This window comes from Allobranchiibius huperziae (assembly GCF_013410455.1).
Lineage (GTDB): Bacteria > Actinomycetota > Actinomycetes > Actinomycetales > Dermatophilaceae > Allobranchiibius > Allobranchiibius huperziae.
The window spans coordinates 1519835-1535511 of sequence record NZ_JACCFW010000001.1 but is presented as its reverse complement, the minus strand read 5'-3'; the positions used below and the strand labels follow the sequence as shown (position 1 = coordinate 1535511).

The window sequence follows — 15677 nt, the reverse complement described above, 5'->3', positions numbered from 1 at the left end:
GGAGCCAGGTTACGGTGCGATGGAGGTCGACCGGGCCAGCGTCCGCAGCGTGATTGCGGTCGCCACGGCCGCCGTCGCCGCCTCGTGGCCCTTGTCCTCGCTCGACCCGGGCAGCCCGGCCCGCGCCAGCGCCTGCTGCTCGTCGTCGCACGTGAGCAGGCCGAAGCCCACGGGCACCCCGGTCTGCACGCTGACCTGGGTCAGCCCCAGGGTCGCGGACTGGCACACGTAGTCGAAGTGCGGTGTGCCGCCGCGGATGACGACCCCCAGCGCCACGAGGGCGTCGTACGACGGTGCGAGACGCGCGCAGGCGACGGTCAGCTCGAAGCTGCCGGGCACCCGCACGAGCTCGACGTCGTCGTCCGCCACCCCGGCGTCGGACAGTCCGCGCCGCGCGCCGTCGACCAGCCCGCTCATCACCCGCTCGTGCCAGGACGCGGCGACCACCGCGACCCGCAGGCCGGTGGCGTCGGTCGTGACGGTCGGGGCTCCGTGCCCGCTCATGCCGACACCCCGTGACCGGTCGTCAGGTCGGTGGGATGCACGGGGGACACCGACTCCAGCGGCGGCGTGTGGCCGAGCCGCTCGCGCTTGGTGCGCAGGTAGCGCTCGTTCTCCGTCGTCTGCCCCACATGCAGCGGCACCATCTCGATGACGTCGACCCCCAACTCCTGCAACGCTTCGGCCTTCCGTGGGTTGTTGGTGAGCAGTCGGACGCCGGTGCTCCCCAGGTCGTGCAGGATCGCCGACGCGGCGTCGTACTCCCGCGCGTCCACGGGCAGACCGAGCCGGGTCTGAGCATCGACGGTGTCGTATCCACCGTCCTGCAGCTCGTACGCGCGCAGCTTGTCGGCGAGCCCGACCCCGCGGCCCTCGTGTCCGCGCAGGTAGACGACGGTGCCGCCGTCACGCCCGATGCGCTCCATCGCCGCCTCGAGCTGCGGACCGCAGTCGCACCGTCGGGATCCGAAGACGTCGCCGGTGAGGCACTCGGAGTGCACCCGCACGAGTCCGTCGCCGGGCCCGGCGGGGCTGGTAAGGGCCAGGTGCTCGGCGCCGGTGAGCCGGTCGACGTACGCCGTGACGGCGAAGGTGCCGTGCGGGGTGGGGAGCGTCGTGCGGGCCACCGCACGCACCCGGTCCTGTCGGCGGCGCCACGCGACCAGGTCGGCGATGGTGATCGTCAGCAGGCTCTCGCGCTCGGCCAGGTCGAGTGCAGCGTCGAGCCGCATCATCGAGCCGTCGTCGTGCACCAACTCGACGATGACCCCCACCGGGGGCAGGCCGGCCAGACGGCACAGGTCGACGGCCGCCTCGGTGTGGCCTGGCCGCTCCAGCACGCCGCCAGGGCGGGCGCGCAGCGGGAAGACGTGCCCGGGCCGGGTCAGGTCGCTCGCCGTCGCGGCTGGGTCGGCCAGCGCGCGGACCGTGGCGGTGCGATCGGCAGCGCTGATGCCGGTGCTCACCCCGCGAGCCGCGTCCACCGAGACGGTGTAGGCGGTGCCCTTCGGGTCCTGGTTGTCGCGCACCATCGGCGGCAGCGCCAGCAGGTCGGCGACCTCGCCCGGCAGCGGCGCGCAGACGACGCCCGAGCCGTGCCGCACGGCCCAACCCATCCAGGACTCCTCGGCGACCGCCGCGGACATCACCAGGTCGACCTCGTTCTCCCGGTCGGCGTCGTCCGCCACCAGCACCGGTCTGCCCAGCGCCAGTTCGGCCAGCGCGGCGTCGATCGTCGCGAGCCGCATGTCACACGCTCCCGGTCGGCTCGAGGACCAGCGCGTCCCGTCGGGATACGTTGAGCCAGACGAAGAAGCCCCAGATCACGAACGCCGCGTAGACCGCGTACAGCACGGCCGACGGGTAGTACTGGAACTTGATCAGCTCCGGCACGCCGACGAGGTCGACGGCCAGCCACATCAGCCAGAAGTCGTTCCAGCCGCGGGCCATCGCGAAGGTGGCCATCATCGAGCCGATGAAGATCCAGGCGTCGCACCAGTAGTAGTACCAAGGGGCGGGGAACCCGGCGCCGATGAGCTTGAAGAGCCACCAGCAGACGACCAGCCCGACGAGCCACACCCCGACGTACGCCGCCCGTTCGCCGGCCGTGGCCCAGCGCGGGTCGACCGCCGGCGCGTCCTGCCTGCGGGTGCGCTTGGTCTGGCGCCATGCCCACCAGCCGTAGACCGAGGTGAGGATGAAGAACACCTGCCGCCCGGCCTGCCCGAAGAGCACCTGGCCGCCGTGACCGGTGAAGCCCACCGCGAAGAAGACCGTGAAGAGCAGCGCGTTGCCGACGATGCCGATCGGCCAGGCCCACACCTTGCGGCGCATGCCGCCGAGCGCGGACGCGAGGCCGAAGAGGTTGCCGACGATCTCGCGCCAGGTGATCACGTGACCGGAGATGGTCAGGTGCGCGTCGTACAGGTTCTGGAAGAAACTCATGCGTCCTCCTCGGTGGCGGACCGGGCGCCGAGGCGTCCGGCGAGCAGGCGCTCGGTGTACTTGGCGAGGATGTCGACCTCGAGATTGACCGGCTCGCCGACCGCGCGATGGCCCAGCGTGGTCAGCGCCAGGGTCGTGGGGATGAGCGAGACGGTGAAGCTGTCCTCGTCGACGGACGCCACGGTGAGGGATACGCCGTCGACGGTGATCGACCCCTTCTCCACGACGTACGCCGAGAGCTGATGCGGTAGTTCGATCCGTACGACGGTCCACCGGTCCCCCGGCTCGCGACCCAGTACGCGCGCGGTGCCGTCGACGTGGCCCTGCACGATGTGCCCGCCGAAGCGACCGTCGGCGGGCATCACGCGCTCGAGGTTGACGGGGTCGCCGGGCGCGATCCCGGCGAGGCTCGAGCGACGCAGCGTCTCGGCCATCACGTCGACGGTGAACCCGTGCTCGTCGTGGTCGACGACGGTCAGGCACACGCCGTTGACCGCGATGGACGCGCCGTGCCGCGCATCGGACACGACGGTCGCGCCGTTGATGCGCAGGACGGCCGAATCGCTGCCGTGCTCGATCGATCCCAGCGAGCCGAGCTCCTCCACGATGCCGGTGAACATTCAGGCTTCCTTCGTCGTCGGGTGCAGCAGTAGCCGCAGGTCGTCGCCGAGCCGGGTGACCTCGGTCAGCTGAAAGCGGCGGATCCCGTCGATGGACCCGATGCCGAGTCCGGCGACCGCCGTCGGGCCGTCGCCGAGCAGCGCGGGCGCCAGGTAGGCGACGACCTCGTCGACCAGCCCGGCCCGTAGGAAGGCCGCCGCCAGGGTGGGGCCGCCCTCGAGCCACACGTGCCGAATCTCCTGCGCGTGCAGCTGTTTCAGCACGAGGTGCGGGTCGTGGCTGTGCAGTTGCACCGTGGGGGCGGCGTCGTCCAGCACCATTGCGGTGGCGGGGATCTCCCGCTCCCCCACGACCACCCGTGTCGGCGGGCGGCGGGGCGCGTCCGGCGTACGCACCGTCAGTGCGGGGTCGTCGGCCAGGACGGTGCCGGTGCCGACCACGAGAGCGCCCGCCCCGGCCCGCAGTCGGTGCACGTCGGCGCGGGCCTGCGCGCCGGTGATCCACCGGCTGCTGCCGTCGGCCGCGGCACTGCGCCCGTCGAGGGTGGCGGCGAACTTCCAGGTGACGTAGGGGCGTTCGTGCTCGACGGCGAAGGTCCAGTGGGCGTTGAGCGCGGCAGCCTCCGCTGCAAGGAGCCCGCCCGACACCTCGACATCCGCGTCGCGCAGCACGGCGGCGCCACCCCGGGCGGCGGGATTGGGGTCGGACTGGGCGTAGACGACCCGGCGTACGCCGGCTTCGACGAGCGCCTCGGCACACGGGCCGGTGCGGCTGACGTGAGCACAGGGTTCGAGGGTGGCGTACGCCGTGGCTCCCCGTGCCCGATCGCCTGCGGCGCCGAGGGCCATGACCTCGGCGTGCGCAGTGCCGGCGCCGTCGTGCCATCCCTCCCCGACGACCGAATCGCCTGCGACGACAACACATCCCACCCGAGGATTGGCGTCGACGGCCGGACCGCGCTGCGCCAGTTCGAGGGCGCGCAGCAGAAAGGTCTCGTCGCGGGATCGGGTGTCCATCGCGCTTCACAACTCCTGTCGGCCGGCCGGTCGGGCACGGGCTCCAGGGCGATGGGCGACATAGCGGTCCGCGACGGGACGCAGCCCCCGAAAGGGTGCGCTCCGTCGCGACACGCGTGTCGCGGACCCGCCGAAGCGGGTCACGTGCTGCCTACCATCCGGACTTTCACCGTCGGTCCCGGAATTCCACCAGGTCAACCGGCCCACTGATCGAAGCTGGACCGGGTCGCGGACTGTCACCGCCGGTTCGGAATTACACCGACCCCGGAGCACGTTCTGCAGCGATGTTACCGCAGCGTCACCATGCCGCTCGCCGCGGACCGGTTGTCAGCGGATCTCCGACGTCGGCACCAGAAAGACGCTGACAACCGCGGGTGCCGGCCGATCAGCAGCAGTTCTGGGCGAGTTCGCGCAGGCGGTCTATCGCCGCCGCCGCGTCGTCCGCGCCGTACACGGCCGATCCCGCGACGAAGACGTCGGCACCGGCCCGGGCGCACTGCTCGATGGTCTCGGTCGAGACTCCCCCGTCGACCTGCACCCAGATCTCGCCGCCGCGACGTCGGACGGCCTCGCGCACCTGCGCCACCTTCGGCATCTGGTCGGCCATGAAGGACTGGCCGCCGAACCCCGGCTCGACGGTCATCACCAGCACCATGTCGACCTCGTCGAGCAGTTCCTCGTACGGCGCGAACTCCGTGCCCGGCTTGATGGCCACACTCGCCCGCGCACCGGCCGCGCGGATCGCGCGGGCGAGCCGCACCGGGTCGTGCGCGGCCTCGATGTGGAAGGTGACGCTGCCGGCGCCGGCCTCGGCGTAGTCCGTGGCCCAACGGTCGGGGTCATCGATCATCAGGTGGCAGTCCAGCGGGATCGGGCTGACCTTGGCCAGCGCCTCCACCACCGGCGCGCCCAGCGTCAGGTTGGGCACGAAATGCCCGTCCATCACGTCGACGTGGGCCCAGTCGGCATGGGAGATCCGCTGCAGCTCCGCCTGCAGGTTGGCGAAGTCGGCGGACAGGATGCTCGGCGCGATCTGCACGAAATGTCCTCTCAGTCCTGGGTTTCCGGCTTACGCAGCAGCGCGAAGTACATGGCGTCGGTGCCGTGCAGGTGAGGCCACAGCTGCACGTCGGGACCGTTGCCCAGGTGCTCGATCGGCGCGCCCGCGGTGTCGCGGAAGAGCGGGCGAGCGTCCTGCAGAGTGGCCCCCGTCTGCTCCACCACCGATGCCACCAGCTGAGAGGTCTCGGCCAGGTGCGGGCTGCAGGTGGAGTAGCCGACGACGCCGCCCGGCCGGGTGGTGGCGAGAGCCGACAGCAGCAGCTGCCGCTGCAGCGTCACCAACGGGGTGACGTCGGACGGCGTACGCCGCCAGCGCGCCTCCGGGCGGCGGCGCAGCGCGCCCAGACCGGTGCAGGGCACGTCGGCGAGCACGCGCTCGTAGGTGTCGGGCTCCTCGACGCCCAGGTCGCGCCCGTCACCGGTGCCGATCATCACCTCGATCCCTGCTTCGAGGGTGGCGCGTAGTGACTTGCGCACCAACGTGGTCCGGTGCTCGCTGACCTCGTTGGCGAAGACGACAGCGCCCTGTTCGGCCGCGAGGTTCGCCAGCAGTGCGGTCTTGCCGCCCGGCCCGGCGCACAGGTCGAGCCACTCCTGGTGTTCGCGCCCCTCGACCAGACCCGGTTCGGCCAGCGCGAGGGTGAGCAGCTGGGAGCCCTCGTCCTGCACGGCCGCACGCATCCGGCGTACGGCGTCGATCTGCGCCGGATCGCCTCCGTCGAGCACCGCGCCCACCCGGGACAGCTGGGAGGCGTGAGCGCCCGCGGCGACCAGCTCCTCCACGGTTGCCAGACCGGGCCTTGCCACCAGCGACACCAGGGGTGGCGCGTTGTCGGCCTGCAGCAGCGCGAGCAGCTGCTCGTCCACGTCGTCGGAGGTGGCCGTGCCACGCTCGAGCAGAGCGGCACGCATCGCGCGAACGACCCACATCGGGTGGGAGTGTTCGATCGACAGGCGCTCCAACGGTTCCCGGCCGGCGATGACCTCGGCGACCCACTCCTCGCGGGTGCGTTCACTGACGCGGCGTAGTACGGCGTTGACGAAGCCGGCGGCGCCCGCTCCATTGACCTCGCGCGCCAGCGCCACCGTCTCGGACGCCGCGGCATGCGCGGGCACGCGCATGCCGAGCAGCTGGTGTGCACCGAGCCGCAGCGTGTCGAGCACCGGTGCGTCGATCTGCGCGACCGGACGGCCGGCGCAGCGCTCGATGATCGGGTCGTAAAGCCCGCGCATCCGGATCGCGCCGTAGGTCAGCTCGGTCGCGAAACCGGCGTCCCGGCCGTGCAGGCCGGCCTCGCGCAGCAGCTTCTGCAGGTCGAGGTTGGCGTACGCGCCGTCCGCGACGTTGCGGGTCACCTGCCAGGCGACGCGCCGGGCGGGGTCACCCGAACGCCGCCGATCGGTGGGTCGCTGAGCCGAGCGACCGTCGTTCGAGCGACGTCGCGCCGCGGGACGCTGACGCCCCTTCGCGTCGCGGTAGCCGCCGCCGTCGTCACTCATCCGAGCACCTCGTCCTCGCCGATCCGGGAGCCGCGTGCCCAGTCTGCCGCCGGCATCGCCTTCCTGCCCTGGGGCTGCACCGTGCCGAGGCGCACGGCTCCGGCGCCGGTCTGGACGTCGACACCCGCCTTGCCCACCCGGATCGCGCCGGGAGCGTCGCGCACCTCTTCGTCGAGGAGGCTCACCGGCCCCACCTTGAGCCGCTCCTCCCGGAACGTGGTCCACGCACCGGGTGCCGGCGTGACTCCGCGGACTCTGCGGTCGACGGCGAACGCCGGCTCGTGCCACCGGATCCGGGCATCCTCGACCGAGATCTTGGGTGCGAGCGAGACGCCTTCGGAGGGCTGCGGCATCGGCGTGAGATCACCCTGGGCCAGCGTGTCCAGCGTGGCCACCAGGAGCCCGGCGCCCGCCGTCGCCAGCCGCTCGAGGAGGTCGCCGCTGGTGTCCCGCGGCCGCACGGTCTCGGTCATCGTGCCGAGGATCGGGCCGGTGTCCATGCCCTCCTCCAGCAGGAAGGTGGTGGCACCGGTGACCTCGTCGCCGTGGATGACCGCGTGCTGCACGGGTGCCGCACCGCGCCAGGCAGGCAGCAGCGAGAAGTGCAGGTTGATCCAGCCGAGGCGCGGCACGTCGAGCGCGACCCGCGGCACCAGCGCGCCGTACGCGACCACGGGGCACACGTCGGGCGCGAGTTCGGCCAACTGCGCGAGGAAGTCGGGATCACGCGGTCGCTGCGGCGTGAGCACCGGCACGCCCACCTCGTCGGCGAGCACACCCACCGGCGAACGACGTACCGAACGCCCGCGCCCCGCGGGCGCGTCGGGGCGGGTGATGACGCCGACCACGTCGTGCGCGGAGTCGAGCAACGCCCGCAGGGACGGGACGGCGACCTGCGGCGTGCCGGCGAAGACGACCCTCACAGCGCACGTCCGTACGTCGCATGCGGGCTGTCGCGGATGATCGGTCCGGGCAGCCCGGCCCACTCTGCGTCCCGGATGGCCTTGAGCGCGCGACGACGAGCGGTCGGGTCGAGCCGGTCGACGAAGAGGATGCCGTCGAGATGATCGGTCTCGTGCTGGAAGCAGCGGGCGAGCATGTCGCTGCCCTCGATGGTCACCGGTTCGCCGTGCATGTCGAAGCCGCGGGCGACGGCCCGCAACGACCGGGTCGTGTCGAAGCGCAGGTCGGGGATCGACAGGCACCCTTCGGGTCCGCACTGCAGCTCCGGGGAGAGGGTGAGCTCGGGGTTGATCACATGCCCCAGCTGCCCGTCGACGTAGTAGGTGAAGACGCGCAATCCCACGCCGATCTGCGGGGCCGCCAGACCGGCGCCGGGCGCGTTCATCATCGTGTCGGTCAGGTCGGCGACGAGGGTCTGCAGCTCACGGTCGAAGACGGTGACGGGTGCGGCCGGCGTCCGCAGCACCGGATCGCCGAAGAGGCGGATGGGGGTGACGGACATCTCAGATCGCCTTCACCGAAAGCCCGCGGAAGAGCAGGTCCGCGCGCAGATCGGACGGGCTGGTGAACTGCACCGCGTCCATCCCGGCGAGCACGGCCGCCTGGACGTTGTCGAGTCGGTCGTCAATGAAGATCGTCTCCTCCAGGTCGCCGATGTGCTCCACCCGCTCGGCCAGCACCTCGAAGATCTCCGGATCGGGTTTGGCGATCCCCTCCTCGCCGGAGATCACGATGTCCTCGAAGAGCTGCAGGAAGTCGAAGCGCGCGAGCGCCACCGGGAAGAGTTCGTGCGACCAGTTGGTCAGCGCGAAGAGGGGTGTCCCCGCGGCGTGCAGCTCGCGCAGGATGGCGACCGTCCCCTCGATCGGGCCCACCAGGGAGGCCTCGAAATGCTCGCGGTAGGCCAGGATCTCCTCGCGGTAGTGCGGGTGCCGGGCGATCGCGTCGGCCTCGGCGTCCTCCCAGGCGCGACCGGCGTCCTGCTGCATGTTCCAGGCGTGGAAGTCGAACGTCTCGTCGGCGAGGAAGGCCCGAGCCCGCTCGTCGCCGACGGCGGTGCTGATGGCGGCGTACGCGTCCCACTCGATCAGCACGTTGCCGAGGTCGAAGACCACGGCCAGCACGGGCGCGGGTGCGAGAGGGTCGCGATCGACCGTCGTGGGCGAGGGCAGGGTGGATCCGCCGGACTCCGGAAGGCTCGAACTCATGGTGAAGGGAGCCTAACGGCGACCCGCGCTGGCACGATCGGGGCATGACCACCGAGACCGTGCCCGCGCGCAAGCAGATCGGCATCCTGCTCTTCGACGGGGTGGAGGAACTCGACGCCGTCGGCCCGTGGGAGGTGCTGTCGTTCTGGACCAGGGAGTACCCGGACGACGGGTACGACGTCTCCTGCTTCTCGCGCGAGGGTGGCCCGGTGCGGTGCGCCAAGGGCCTCACCCTGGTCGCGCCGCTGTCCTACGCCGACGCGCCGTCATGGGAGGTGCTGGTCTACCCCGGCGGCGAGGGCACCAGGCCGCAGCTGGTCGACGAGGCGCAGTTGCACTGGGTGCGCGATCAGCGCGAGTCGGTCCCGCTGCTCACGAGCGTCTGCACCGGCTCGCTGGTGTACGCCGCTGCGGGCCTGCTCGCGGGGCGACCGGCCACGACGTACTGGGGAGCGCTGGAGCGGTTGCACGAACTGGATCCGAGCATCGAGATCCGCAGGGACGACCGCTTCGTCGACTCCGGCGACATGATCACCGCATCCGGGGTGTCCGCCGGGATCGACATGGCGCTGCACCTCGTACGCCGGCTCGCCGGTGAGGAGCGCGCGCGCCAGGTGCGGCGCGGCATCCAGTACGACCCGCAGCCCCCGGTCTGACCCGTCCCTCTCCGTCGGGGGTAGCGCAACCATCGAGGGGTGGGCCTCGGTCGCCACCCCTCGACGGGTGGGGTCAGAGCAGGTCGCCCGCCGGGTCGACGCGGACGGTGACGCTACCCGGCTCCTTACGGGCGCTGCGACCGGCGCGCGCCGCGTGCAGCGCGGCTGCCGCCCGCGGACCGTCCTCGAGCGACGTACGCAACAGCAGCCGCTCCTGAACGGTGCCGTCGCGCTCCGGGTGTGCCAGCGGACCGATCCGCTCGAACCCGTCGCCGACGCCGCGGTCCGTCGACGCGACCGCCGGAGCATCGCCGGTGAGACCGGCCATCCACACGGCCGGCGGCAGCGCGAGCGCCTCCCGCTCGGCCAGCTCCCGCTCCGCGAGCCACCCGGGCGCCCATCGCACGAGCGCCTGCACCACGGGCAGCGGTTCGTCGTCGCGCACCCCGCACACGACGACCACGCCGTCGTCGTCGTGCGACCGGGTCAGGGCGGCGGCCGCGCACCATCGCCGCAGCGTCTCCTCGCCGGCGGACAACACCGGCCGGTCGACCAGCGCCCACGCGTCCAACAGCAGCGTCGCCCGGTAGCCCTGCGCCGCAACGGGTTCGGCACCCGGGGTGGCGATCACCAACGCGGGCGAGGACGACACATGGGCCACCACCTCACCGGCGCCCGAGCGCACGACCGGCACGCCCGGGAACGCCCGCCCCAGCTCCTCGGCCGTACGGCGCGCGCCCACGACACCCGCCCGCAGCCGGTGCGAGTGACAGTTGGGGCAGTCGAACGGGGTCGCCGGGACGCCGCACCACCGGCACACCGGGGTCTGCCCCGACCCCGTCAACGCCAGCGGGCCGTGACAGACCGCGCAGCGAGCGGGGTCGCGGCAGGTGTCGCAGCGCAACGACGGCAGGTAGCCCCGGCGGGGCACCTGCACCAGCACCGGCCCGTGCTGCAGCGCCTCGTGCGCGGCGCGCCACGCCGCTGACGGCAGGTGAGCCCGCGCCGCGGCGCCGGAGCGTTCGACGTCGCGCTCGTCGCCGGCCACGATCACCCGTGGCACCGCCGCGCGGCGCACCGGAAGGTCGACCGATTGCAGTGCGCCCTGCTGCACCCACTGCTGGATCGCGACCGACCGGGCGAAACCGCCGCTCAGCAGGCCGGCGCCCTCGTGGTCGGCGCGCAGCCGCAGCACCTCGCGCACGTGCGGGTACGGCGCCCGCGGCTCGCCCAGCAGGTCGTCGCCGTCGTCCCACCACGCCACCAGACCCAGATCGGCCACCGGCGCGAACGCCGCGGCCCGGGTCCCGACGACGCAGCGCACGTGTCTGCGCAGCAGCTTCAGGAAGGCGGTGTAGCGCGCCTGCGGGCCCTGGCTCGCTGTGAGCCGCACGTGCCGGCCGGGTCCGAGCTGCTCGGTCAGGGCCTCGTCGAGCCGGTCGACGTCGCGGTGGTCGGGCACCACCAGCACCGCTCCGCGACCCCCGTCGAGCGTCGCGCGGGCCGCCTGCGCCATCGCGGTCGGCCAGTCGAGCACGGGATCGGTGGTGGGCGCTGCGAGCCAGGCGGCGGCCGGCGCGCCGCCGCTGCCCAGCCGGTGCAGGAACGCCGGGCCGGCGGGGTACCGCCCCCAGGCACCCGTCCCGGGGCTCGTCGGATCGGGCGCGGCGGATGCGGCGTGTTCCTCCCCGCCGTTGTCGGGTGAGGGGGCGTCGGCACCCTCCACCTTGGCGTCCAACGCCTTCTCCGCGGCCGCGTGGCGGGCGGGCACGGCGAGGCGCACGACGTCGCTGAACGTCCCGGCGTACCGGTCGGCCACCTCGCGGCACAGCCGGGCGATCGCCGGGGTGAGCGCCGCCTCGGGCGACACGACGCGCCGGATGTCCGTCAGCTTCCCGACGTGCTCGGCCTCCCGGACGCGGGCCAGCACGAAGCCGGAGACGTCCTTGCCCGCGAACCGCACCTTGACCCGGGCGCCGGGCAGGGCGGTGTCGTCGAGGTCGACGGGCACGGCGTACTCGAACGGCCGGTCCAGGTGGGGCAGCCCCACGTCGACGGCCACCTGAGCGACCGGGAGTTCGGGACCGTCGTAAGAGGTCGCGCGTGCGGTCGTACGGCGGGTCGCGGCGGCGGCGTGCAGCAACGCCAGCTGATGCTCGCTCGGCGCCTGCGCTGCACCTCTCTCGTCGTCCACGCGCTCAGTTATACGGGGCAGGACGGACACCACGTCCGCGCGTACGACAGATGGGGTCGTAGCGCGCTCCGTAGAGCGCGCCACGACCCCACCTGTGGGACAAGCTTGGTGCGCCCCGCCTCGGGGTCCTCGCGAAGTATTCGGAGGAGCGAAGCGGGGGAGAAACTTCGTGGGGTATTACCCGCGGACGGCCTTCTGCAGGTGCTCGATGCGGTCGGTGCGCTCCCAGGTGAACGCGTCCCGGATGCCGGGCGCCTCGGTGCGACCGAAGTGGCCGTAGGCGGCGGTCGGCTGGTAGATCGGGCGGAGCAGGTCCAGCTCCTCCACGATCGCGGCGGGCCGCAGGTCGAAGACGTCCGTGATGGCCTTCTGGATGTCGTCCAGGGGCGCGGTCTCGGTGCCGAAGGTCTCGACGTAGAGACCGACCGGCTGCGCCTTGCCGATCGCGTAGGCGACCTGCACCTCGCACCGGGTCGCGAGCCCGGCGGCCACGACGTTCTTGGCCACCCAGCGCATCGCGTACGCCGCGGACCGGTCGACCTTCGAGGGGTCCTTGCCGGAGAACGCGCCGCCGCCGTGGCGGGCCATGCCGCCGTAGGTGTCGACGATGATCTTGCGGCCGGTCAGGCCGGCGTCGCCCATCGGGCCGCCGATGATGAACTGCCCGGTCGGGTTGATCAGCTTGCGGTACGACGAGGTGTCGAGGGTGTTGCCCGCCGCGGCGAGGTCCTCCAGCACCGGCCGGATGACGTGCTCGTCGATGTCCGGCGCCAGCATCCCGTCCAGCGAGATGTCGTCGGCGTGCTGCGTGGAGAGCACGACGGTGTCCAGGCCGACGGCCCGGTCACCCTCGTAGGAGATGGTCACCTGGGTCTTGCCGTCCGGGCGCAGGTAGGGCAGCGTGCCGTCCTTGCGGACCCGGGTGAGGCGCTCGGACAGGCGGTGCGCCAGGAAGATCGGCAGCGGCATCAGCTCGGCGGTGTCGTCGCACGCGTACCCGAACATCAGGCCCTGATCGCCTGCGCCCTGGCTGTCCAGGGCCTCGGTGCCGCCCTCGGCGCGGTGCTCGTGCGCGGTGTCGACGCCCTGGGCGATGTCGGAGCTCTGCGCGCCGATCGAGATGGACACTCCGCAGGAGTGCCCGTCGAAGCCCTTGAGCGAGGAGTCGTAGCCGACGTTCACGATCGTGTCGCGGACGATCTGCGCGATCGGGACGTAGCTGTTGGTGGTGACCTCACCGGCCACGTGCACCAGGCCGGTGGTGACCATGGTCTCCACCGCGACCCGGGATCGCGAGTCCTCTTTCAGCATGGCGTCAAGGATCGAGTCGCTGATCTGGTCGCAGATCTTGTCGGGGTGTCCCTCGGTGACCGATTCGGACGTGAAGAGTCGTACCACTGCAGGCTTCTCCTATGGGTCGCGGCCCTCGTGCGGCGTGTGCCGCGTGATCGCGCGGCACCCGTCATCCGGGGCACCGAGCGGCCGACGGCCGAGTCTAGACGGTGGGTGCGATGGCGCGTACGGCGTCCCACACGGCGTGCGCGACGGTCGTCTTGTCCGCCGGGCCGATGTCGTGCGAGCTGGAGCCGTCGCCGCTCAGCAGGTGCACCGTGGTGTCGTCCTGACCGAAGGTCACACCGTCGCCCACCTCGTTGGCGACCAGCAGATCGACCGGTTTGCGGGCCAGCTTGGATCGGGCGTGGTCGAGCACGCTGCCCTGCTCGTCGCCGGTCTCGGCCGCGAACCCGACCAGCACCGGCGTCGTGCCCTCGCCGCGCCGGGTCAGCAGCTCGGCGAGGATGTCCGGGTTGCGCACCAGGCGGACGACGGGCACCGCGTCCGGCGCGGCCGGGTCGAAGGTCTTCTTGATCTTGGCGGTGGCGGCGTGCTCGGGGCGGAAGTCCGCCACGGCCGCGGCCATCACGACGACGTCGGCGTCCGCGGCCAGCACGGCGTCGCGCAACTGCAGGGCGGTCTCGACACGCACCAGCGCGCATCCGGGCGGCGCGGGCGTGCTGACCGTGGAGACGAGGGTGACCTGCGCGCCGCGCTGCGCTGCCACCGCCGCCAGCGCGTATCCCTGCTTGCCGGACGACCGGTTGCCGAGGTAGCGCACCGGGTCCAGTGGTTCGCGGGTGCCGCCGGCGGTGACGAGCACGTGCAGACCGGCGAGGTCACGGTCGCGCGCATCGTCAGGATCGCCGGTGAGGAACGGCGCGCAGTACGCGGCGATGTCGGCGGGTTCGGGCAGCCGGCCCGGGCCGCTGTCGGCGCCGGTGAGACGCCCGCTGGCGGGTTCGATGACGTGCACGCCGCGCTCGCGCAGCGTCGCGACGTTGGCGACGGTGGCGGGGTGCTGCCACATCTCGGTGTGCATGGCCGGGGCCAGGACGACCGGACAGTGTGCTGTCAGCAGGGTGTTGGTGAGCAGGTCGTCGGCGATGCCGTGGGCGGCCTTCGCGAGGAGGTCGGCCGTCGCCGGCGCCACCACGACGAGGTCGGCCTGCTGGCCCAGCCGCACGTGGGGCACCTCGTGCACCTGCGACCAGACGTCGTCGCTCACGGGCTTGCCCGACAGGGCCGCCCAGGTGGGTGCGCCCACGAACCGCAGTGCTGCGGCCGTGGGCACGACGGTCACGTCATGGCCGTCCTCGGAGAACGATCGCAGCAGTGAGCATGCCTTGTAGGCGGCGATACCACCGCTGACGCCGAGGACGATCCGCATGATGCGACCGGAAGGGGTCGTGAGACCTAGGCTTCGACCTTCTCGATGTCGAGCAGACCCTGGTTGATCTCGCGGAGCGCGATCGAGAGGGGCTTGTCGTTGACCTGGCTGTCGACGAGCGGGCCGGCGTACTCCAGCAGTCCCTCGGACAGCTGGGAGTAGTAGGCGTTGATCTGGCGGGCGCGCTTCGCGCCGTAGATCACCAGGGCGTACTTGGAGTCGGCGACGCGCAGCAGGTCGTCGATGGGCGGGTCGGTGATGCCCTCGGGGGTGGCGTGGGTGCCGGACACGAAGAGTCTCTTTCCGTTGCGGTGCAAGTGCGTTCATGGTGGCGACCGGCGTTGCGCCCGGCATCCAGTGCTGGGCGCGACGGTCGCGCAACTGCAGCAGTCTAGTGCTGCTGCATCAAGTGTACGAGTTCGCCGGCGGCCCGCCGTACGTCGTCGTTGACGATGACGGTGTCGAACTCGTCCGCGGCGGCCAGTTCGAGGCGGGCCGTGGCGAGCCGGCGCTCACGTTCCTCCGGGGTCTCGGTGCCGCGCCCGACGAGCCGACGGACCAGTTCGTCCCACGACGGCGGCGCCAGGAAGACGAAGTGCGCCTCGGGCAGTTGTTCGCGCACCTGCCGCGCGCCCTGCAGGTCGATCTCCAGCAGCGGCAGCAGCCCCGCCTCGATCGCGGCCTGCATCGGGGCCCGCGGGGTGCCGTAGCTCGCCCGACCGTGCACGACGGCGTACTCGAGGAACTCCCCCTGCGCCGCGAGCTCGTCGAAGCGCTCCTGGGAGACGAAGTGGTAGTGGCGGCCCTCGACCTCACCGGGGCGGGGGCGGCGGGTCGTCACCGACACCGAGAGCCACACCTGGGGGTAGTGCTCGCGGATGTACGCCGAGACCGTGCCCTTCCCGACCGCGGTGGGTCCGGCCAGCACGAAGAGTGCAGGCATCCCTCAGGCCTCGAACCGCTCCAGCAGGGCGGTGATCTGGTTTGTCCCGAGGCCCCGCACCCGCCGACTCTCGGAGATGCCGATCTCCTGCATGATCTGCGCGGCGCGCACCCGGCCCACCCCGGGCATCGACTCCAGCAGCGCCGAGACCTTCATCTTGCCGATGACCTCGGAGTGTTTCCCGCTCTCGATCACGTCGCGCAACGACCCCTGCGCGTACTTGAGGCGGTTCTTGACCTCCGCCCGCTCCCGACGGGCTGCCGCCGCCTTCTCCAACGCCTGGGCTCGTTGCTCGGGCGTCAGTTCGGGGAGGGCCACCGGGTTACTCCTGAGTTGGTCTGAAG

Annotated in this window: 17 protein-coding genes and 1 riboswitch; of the genes, 1 reads left to right on the top strand and 16 read right to left on the bottom strand. The window is 72.1% G+C overall.

All coding sequences use genetic code 11. The features are described from left to right. Positions 1–9: 9 nt before the first annotated feature. From ribH to HNR15_RS07270, 10 genes are all read right to left on the bottom strand, one after another. Entirely contained in the window at positions 10–504 is a 495-nt protein-coding gene (gene ribH / locus HNR15_RS07315) for a 6,7-dimethyl-8-ribityllumazine synthase (RefSeq protein ID WP_179480400.1), read from the bottom strand. Continuing rightward, on the bottom strand, positions 501–1748 hold the full coding sequence (gene ribA / locus HNR15_RS07310) for a GTP cyclohydrolase II (protein ID WP_179480398.1): 1248 nt from the start codon (positions 1746–1748) through the stop codon (positions 501–503). The genes ribH and ribA overlap by 4 nt, the downstream gene beginning before the upstream one ends. A gap of 1 nt (position 1749) precedes the next feature. Then, the gene (locus HNR15_RS07305) at positions 1750–2445 is read right to left on the bottom strand and encodes a nicotinamide mononucleotide transporter family protein (protein WP_179480396.1); all 696 of its coding nucleotides are present in this window, start codon (positions 2443–2445) and stop codon (positions 1750–1752) included. Beyond that, positions 2442–3065, bottom strand: a complete 624-nt coding sequence (locus HNR15_RS07300) for a riboflavin synthase (protein WP_179480395.1) — start codon at positions 3063–3065, stop codon at positions 2442–2444. The genes HNR15_RS07305 and HNR15_RS07300 overlap by 4 nt, the downstream gene beginning before the upstream one ends. Beyond that, positions 3066–4082 carry a bifunctional diaminohydroxyphosphoribosylaminopyrimidine deaminase/5-amino-6-(5-phosphoribosylamino)uracil reductase RibD gene (gene ribD, locus HNR15_RS07295; RefSeq protein ID WP_179480393.1) on the bottom strand — a complete coding sequence of 339 codons (1017 nt, stop codon included), beginning with the start codon at positions 4080–4082 and terminating at the stop codon, positions 3066–3068. 140 nt (positions 4083–4222) lie between these two features. Continuing rightward, positions 4223–4359: riboswitch (FMN riboswitch) on the bottom strand. 108 nt (positions 4360–4467) lie between these two features. Beyond that, positions 4468–5121 carry a ribulose-phosphate 3-epimerase gene (rpe, locus tag HNR15_RS07290; protein WP_179480392.1) on the bottom strand — a complete coding sequence of 218 codons (654 nt, stop codon included), beginning with the start codon at positions 5119–5121 and terminating at the stop codon, positions 4468–4470. Positions 5122–5132: 11 nt separating this feature from the next. Beyond that, positions 5133–6644, bottom strand: a complete 1512-nt coding sequence (locus tag HNR15_RS07285) for an RsmB/NOP family class I SAM-dependent RNA methyltransferase (protein ID WP_179480390.1) — start codon at positions 6642–6644, stop codon at positions 5133–5135. After that, positions 6641–7567, bottom strand: coding sequence for a methionyl-tRNA formyltransferase (gene fmt, locus HNR15_RS07280; RefSeq protein WP_179480388.1), 927 nt, complete (start codon positions 7565–7567; stop codon positions 6641–6643). The genes HNR15_RS07285 and fmt overlap by 4 nt, the downstream gene beginning before the upstream one ends. Next, on the bottom strand, positions 7564–8109 hold the full coding sequence (def, locus tag HNR15_RS07275; RefSeq protein ID WP_179480386.1) for a peptide deformylase: 546 nt from the start codon (positions 8107–8109) through the stop codon (positions 7564–7566). Before def ends, fmt begins: the two co-directional genes overlap by 4 nt. A gap of 1 nt (position 8110) precedes the next feature. Next, positions 8111–8815, bottom strand: coding sequence for an HAD family hydrolase (locus HNR15_RS07270; RefSeq protein WP_179480384.1), 705 nt, complete (start codon positions 8813–8815; stop codon positions 8111–8113). A 44-nt stretch (positions 8816–8859) separates the two neighbouring features. Here HNR15_RS07270 and HNR15_RS07265 point away from each other — a divergent pair, with 44 nt between their 5' ends. Continuing rightward, positions 8860–9471 (top strand): DJ-1/PfpI family protein, encoded by a 612-nt coding sequence (locus HNR15_RS07265; protein ID WP_179480382.1) that lies wholly within the window; start codon positions 8860–8862, stop codon positions 9469–9471. 73 nt (positions 9472–9544) lie between these two features. Here HNR15_RS07265 and HNR15_RS07260 read toward each other — a convergent pair whose 3' ends face one another. From HNR15_RS07260 to mihF, 6 genes are all read right to left on the bottom strand, one after another. After that, complete coding sequence (locus HNR15_RS07260) at positions 9545–11665, bottom strand: primosomal protein N' (RefSeq protein ID WP_343048457.1); 2121 nt, start codon at positions 11663–11665, stop codon at positions 9545–9547. 177 nt (positions 11666–11842) lie between these two features. After that, entirely contained in the window at positions 11843–13063 is a 1221-nt protein-coding gene (gene metK / locus HNR15_RS07255; protein ID WP_179480380.1) for a methionine adenosyltransferase, read from the bottom strand. A gap of 97 nt (positions 13064–13160) precedes the next feature. After that, a complete protein-coding gene (coaBC, locus tag HNR15_RS07250) occupies positions 13161–14390 on the bottom strand; it encodes a bifunctional phosphopantothenoylcysteine decarboxylase/phosphopantothenate--cysteine ligase CoaBC (RefSeq protein ID WP_179480378.1) in 1230 nt (409 codons plus the stop codon). A gap of 26 nt (positions 14391–14416) precedes the next feature. Continuing rightward, positions 14417–14680 (bottom strand): DNA-directed RNA polymerase subunit omega, encoded by a 264-nt coding sequence (gene rpoZ / locus HNR15_RS07245; protein ID WP_179480376.1) that lies wholly within the window; start codon positions 14678–14680, stop codon positions 14417–14419. Between the two features lie 101 nt (positions 14681–14781). Beyond that, positions 14782–15333 (bottom strand): guanylate kinase, encoded by a 552-nt coding sequence (gmk, locus tag HNR15_RS07240; RefSeq protein ID WP_179480374.1) that lies wholly within the window; start codon positions 15331–15333, stop codon positions 14782–14784. Between the two features lie 3 nt (positions 15334–15336). Then, on the bottom strand, positions 15337–15651 hold the full coding sequence (gene mihF / locus HNR15_RS07235; RefSeq protein WP_179480372.1) for an integration host factor, actinobacterial type: 315 nt from the start codon (positions 15649–15651) through the stop codon (positions 15337–15339). Positions 15652–15677 lie beyond the last annotated feature (26 nt).

Coding starts and splice junctions, on each gene's coding strand:
- ribH (WP_179480400.1), bottom strand. CDS start 504: ATGAGCGGGCACGGAGCCCCGACCGTCACGACCGACGCCACCGGCCTG.
- ribA (WP_179480398.1), bottom strand. CDS start 1,748: ATGCGGCTCGCGACGATCGACGCCGCGCTGGCCGAACTGGCGCTGGGC.
- HNR15_RS07305 (WP_179480396.1), bottom strand. CDS start 2,445: ATGAGTTTCTTCCAGAACCTGTACGACGCGCACCTGACCATCTCCGGT.
- HNR15_RS07300 (WP_179480395.1), bottom strand. CDS start 3,065: ATGTTCACCGGCATCGTGGAGGAGCTCGGCTCGCTGGGATCGATCGAG.
- ribD (WP_179480393.1), bottom strand. CDS start 4,082: ATGGACACCCGATCCCGCGACGAGACCTTTCTGCTGCGCGCCCTCGAA.
- HNR15_RS07285 (WP_179480390.1), bottom strand. CDS start 6,644: ATGAGTGACGACGGCGGCGGCTACCGCGACGCGAAGGGGCGTCAGCGT.
- def (WP_179480386.1), bottom strand. CDS start 8,109: ATGTCCGTCACCCCCATCCGCCTCTTCGGCGATCCGGTGCTGCGGACG.
- HNR15_RS07270 (WP_179480384.1), bottom strand. CDS start 8,815: ATGAGTTCGAGCCTTCCGGAGTCCGGCGGATCCACCCTGCCCTCGCCC.
- HNR15_RS07265 (WP_179480382.1), top strand. CDS start 8,860: ATGACCACCGAGACCGTGCCCGCGCGCAAGCAGATCGGCATCCTGCTC.
- coaBC (WP_179480378.1), bottom strand. CDS start 14,390: ATGCGGATCGTCCTCGGCGTCAGCGGTGGTATCGCCGCCTACAAGGCA.
- gmk (WP_179480374.1), bottom strand. CDS start 15,333: ATGCCTGCACTCTTCGTGCTGGCCGGACCCACCGCGGTCGGGAAGGGC.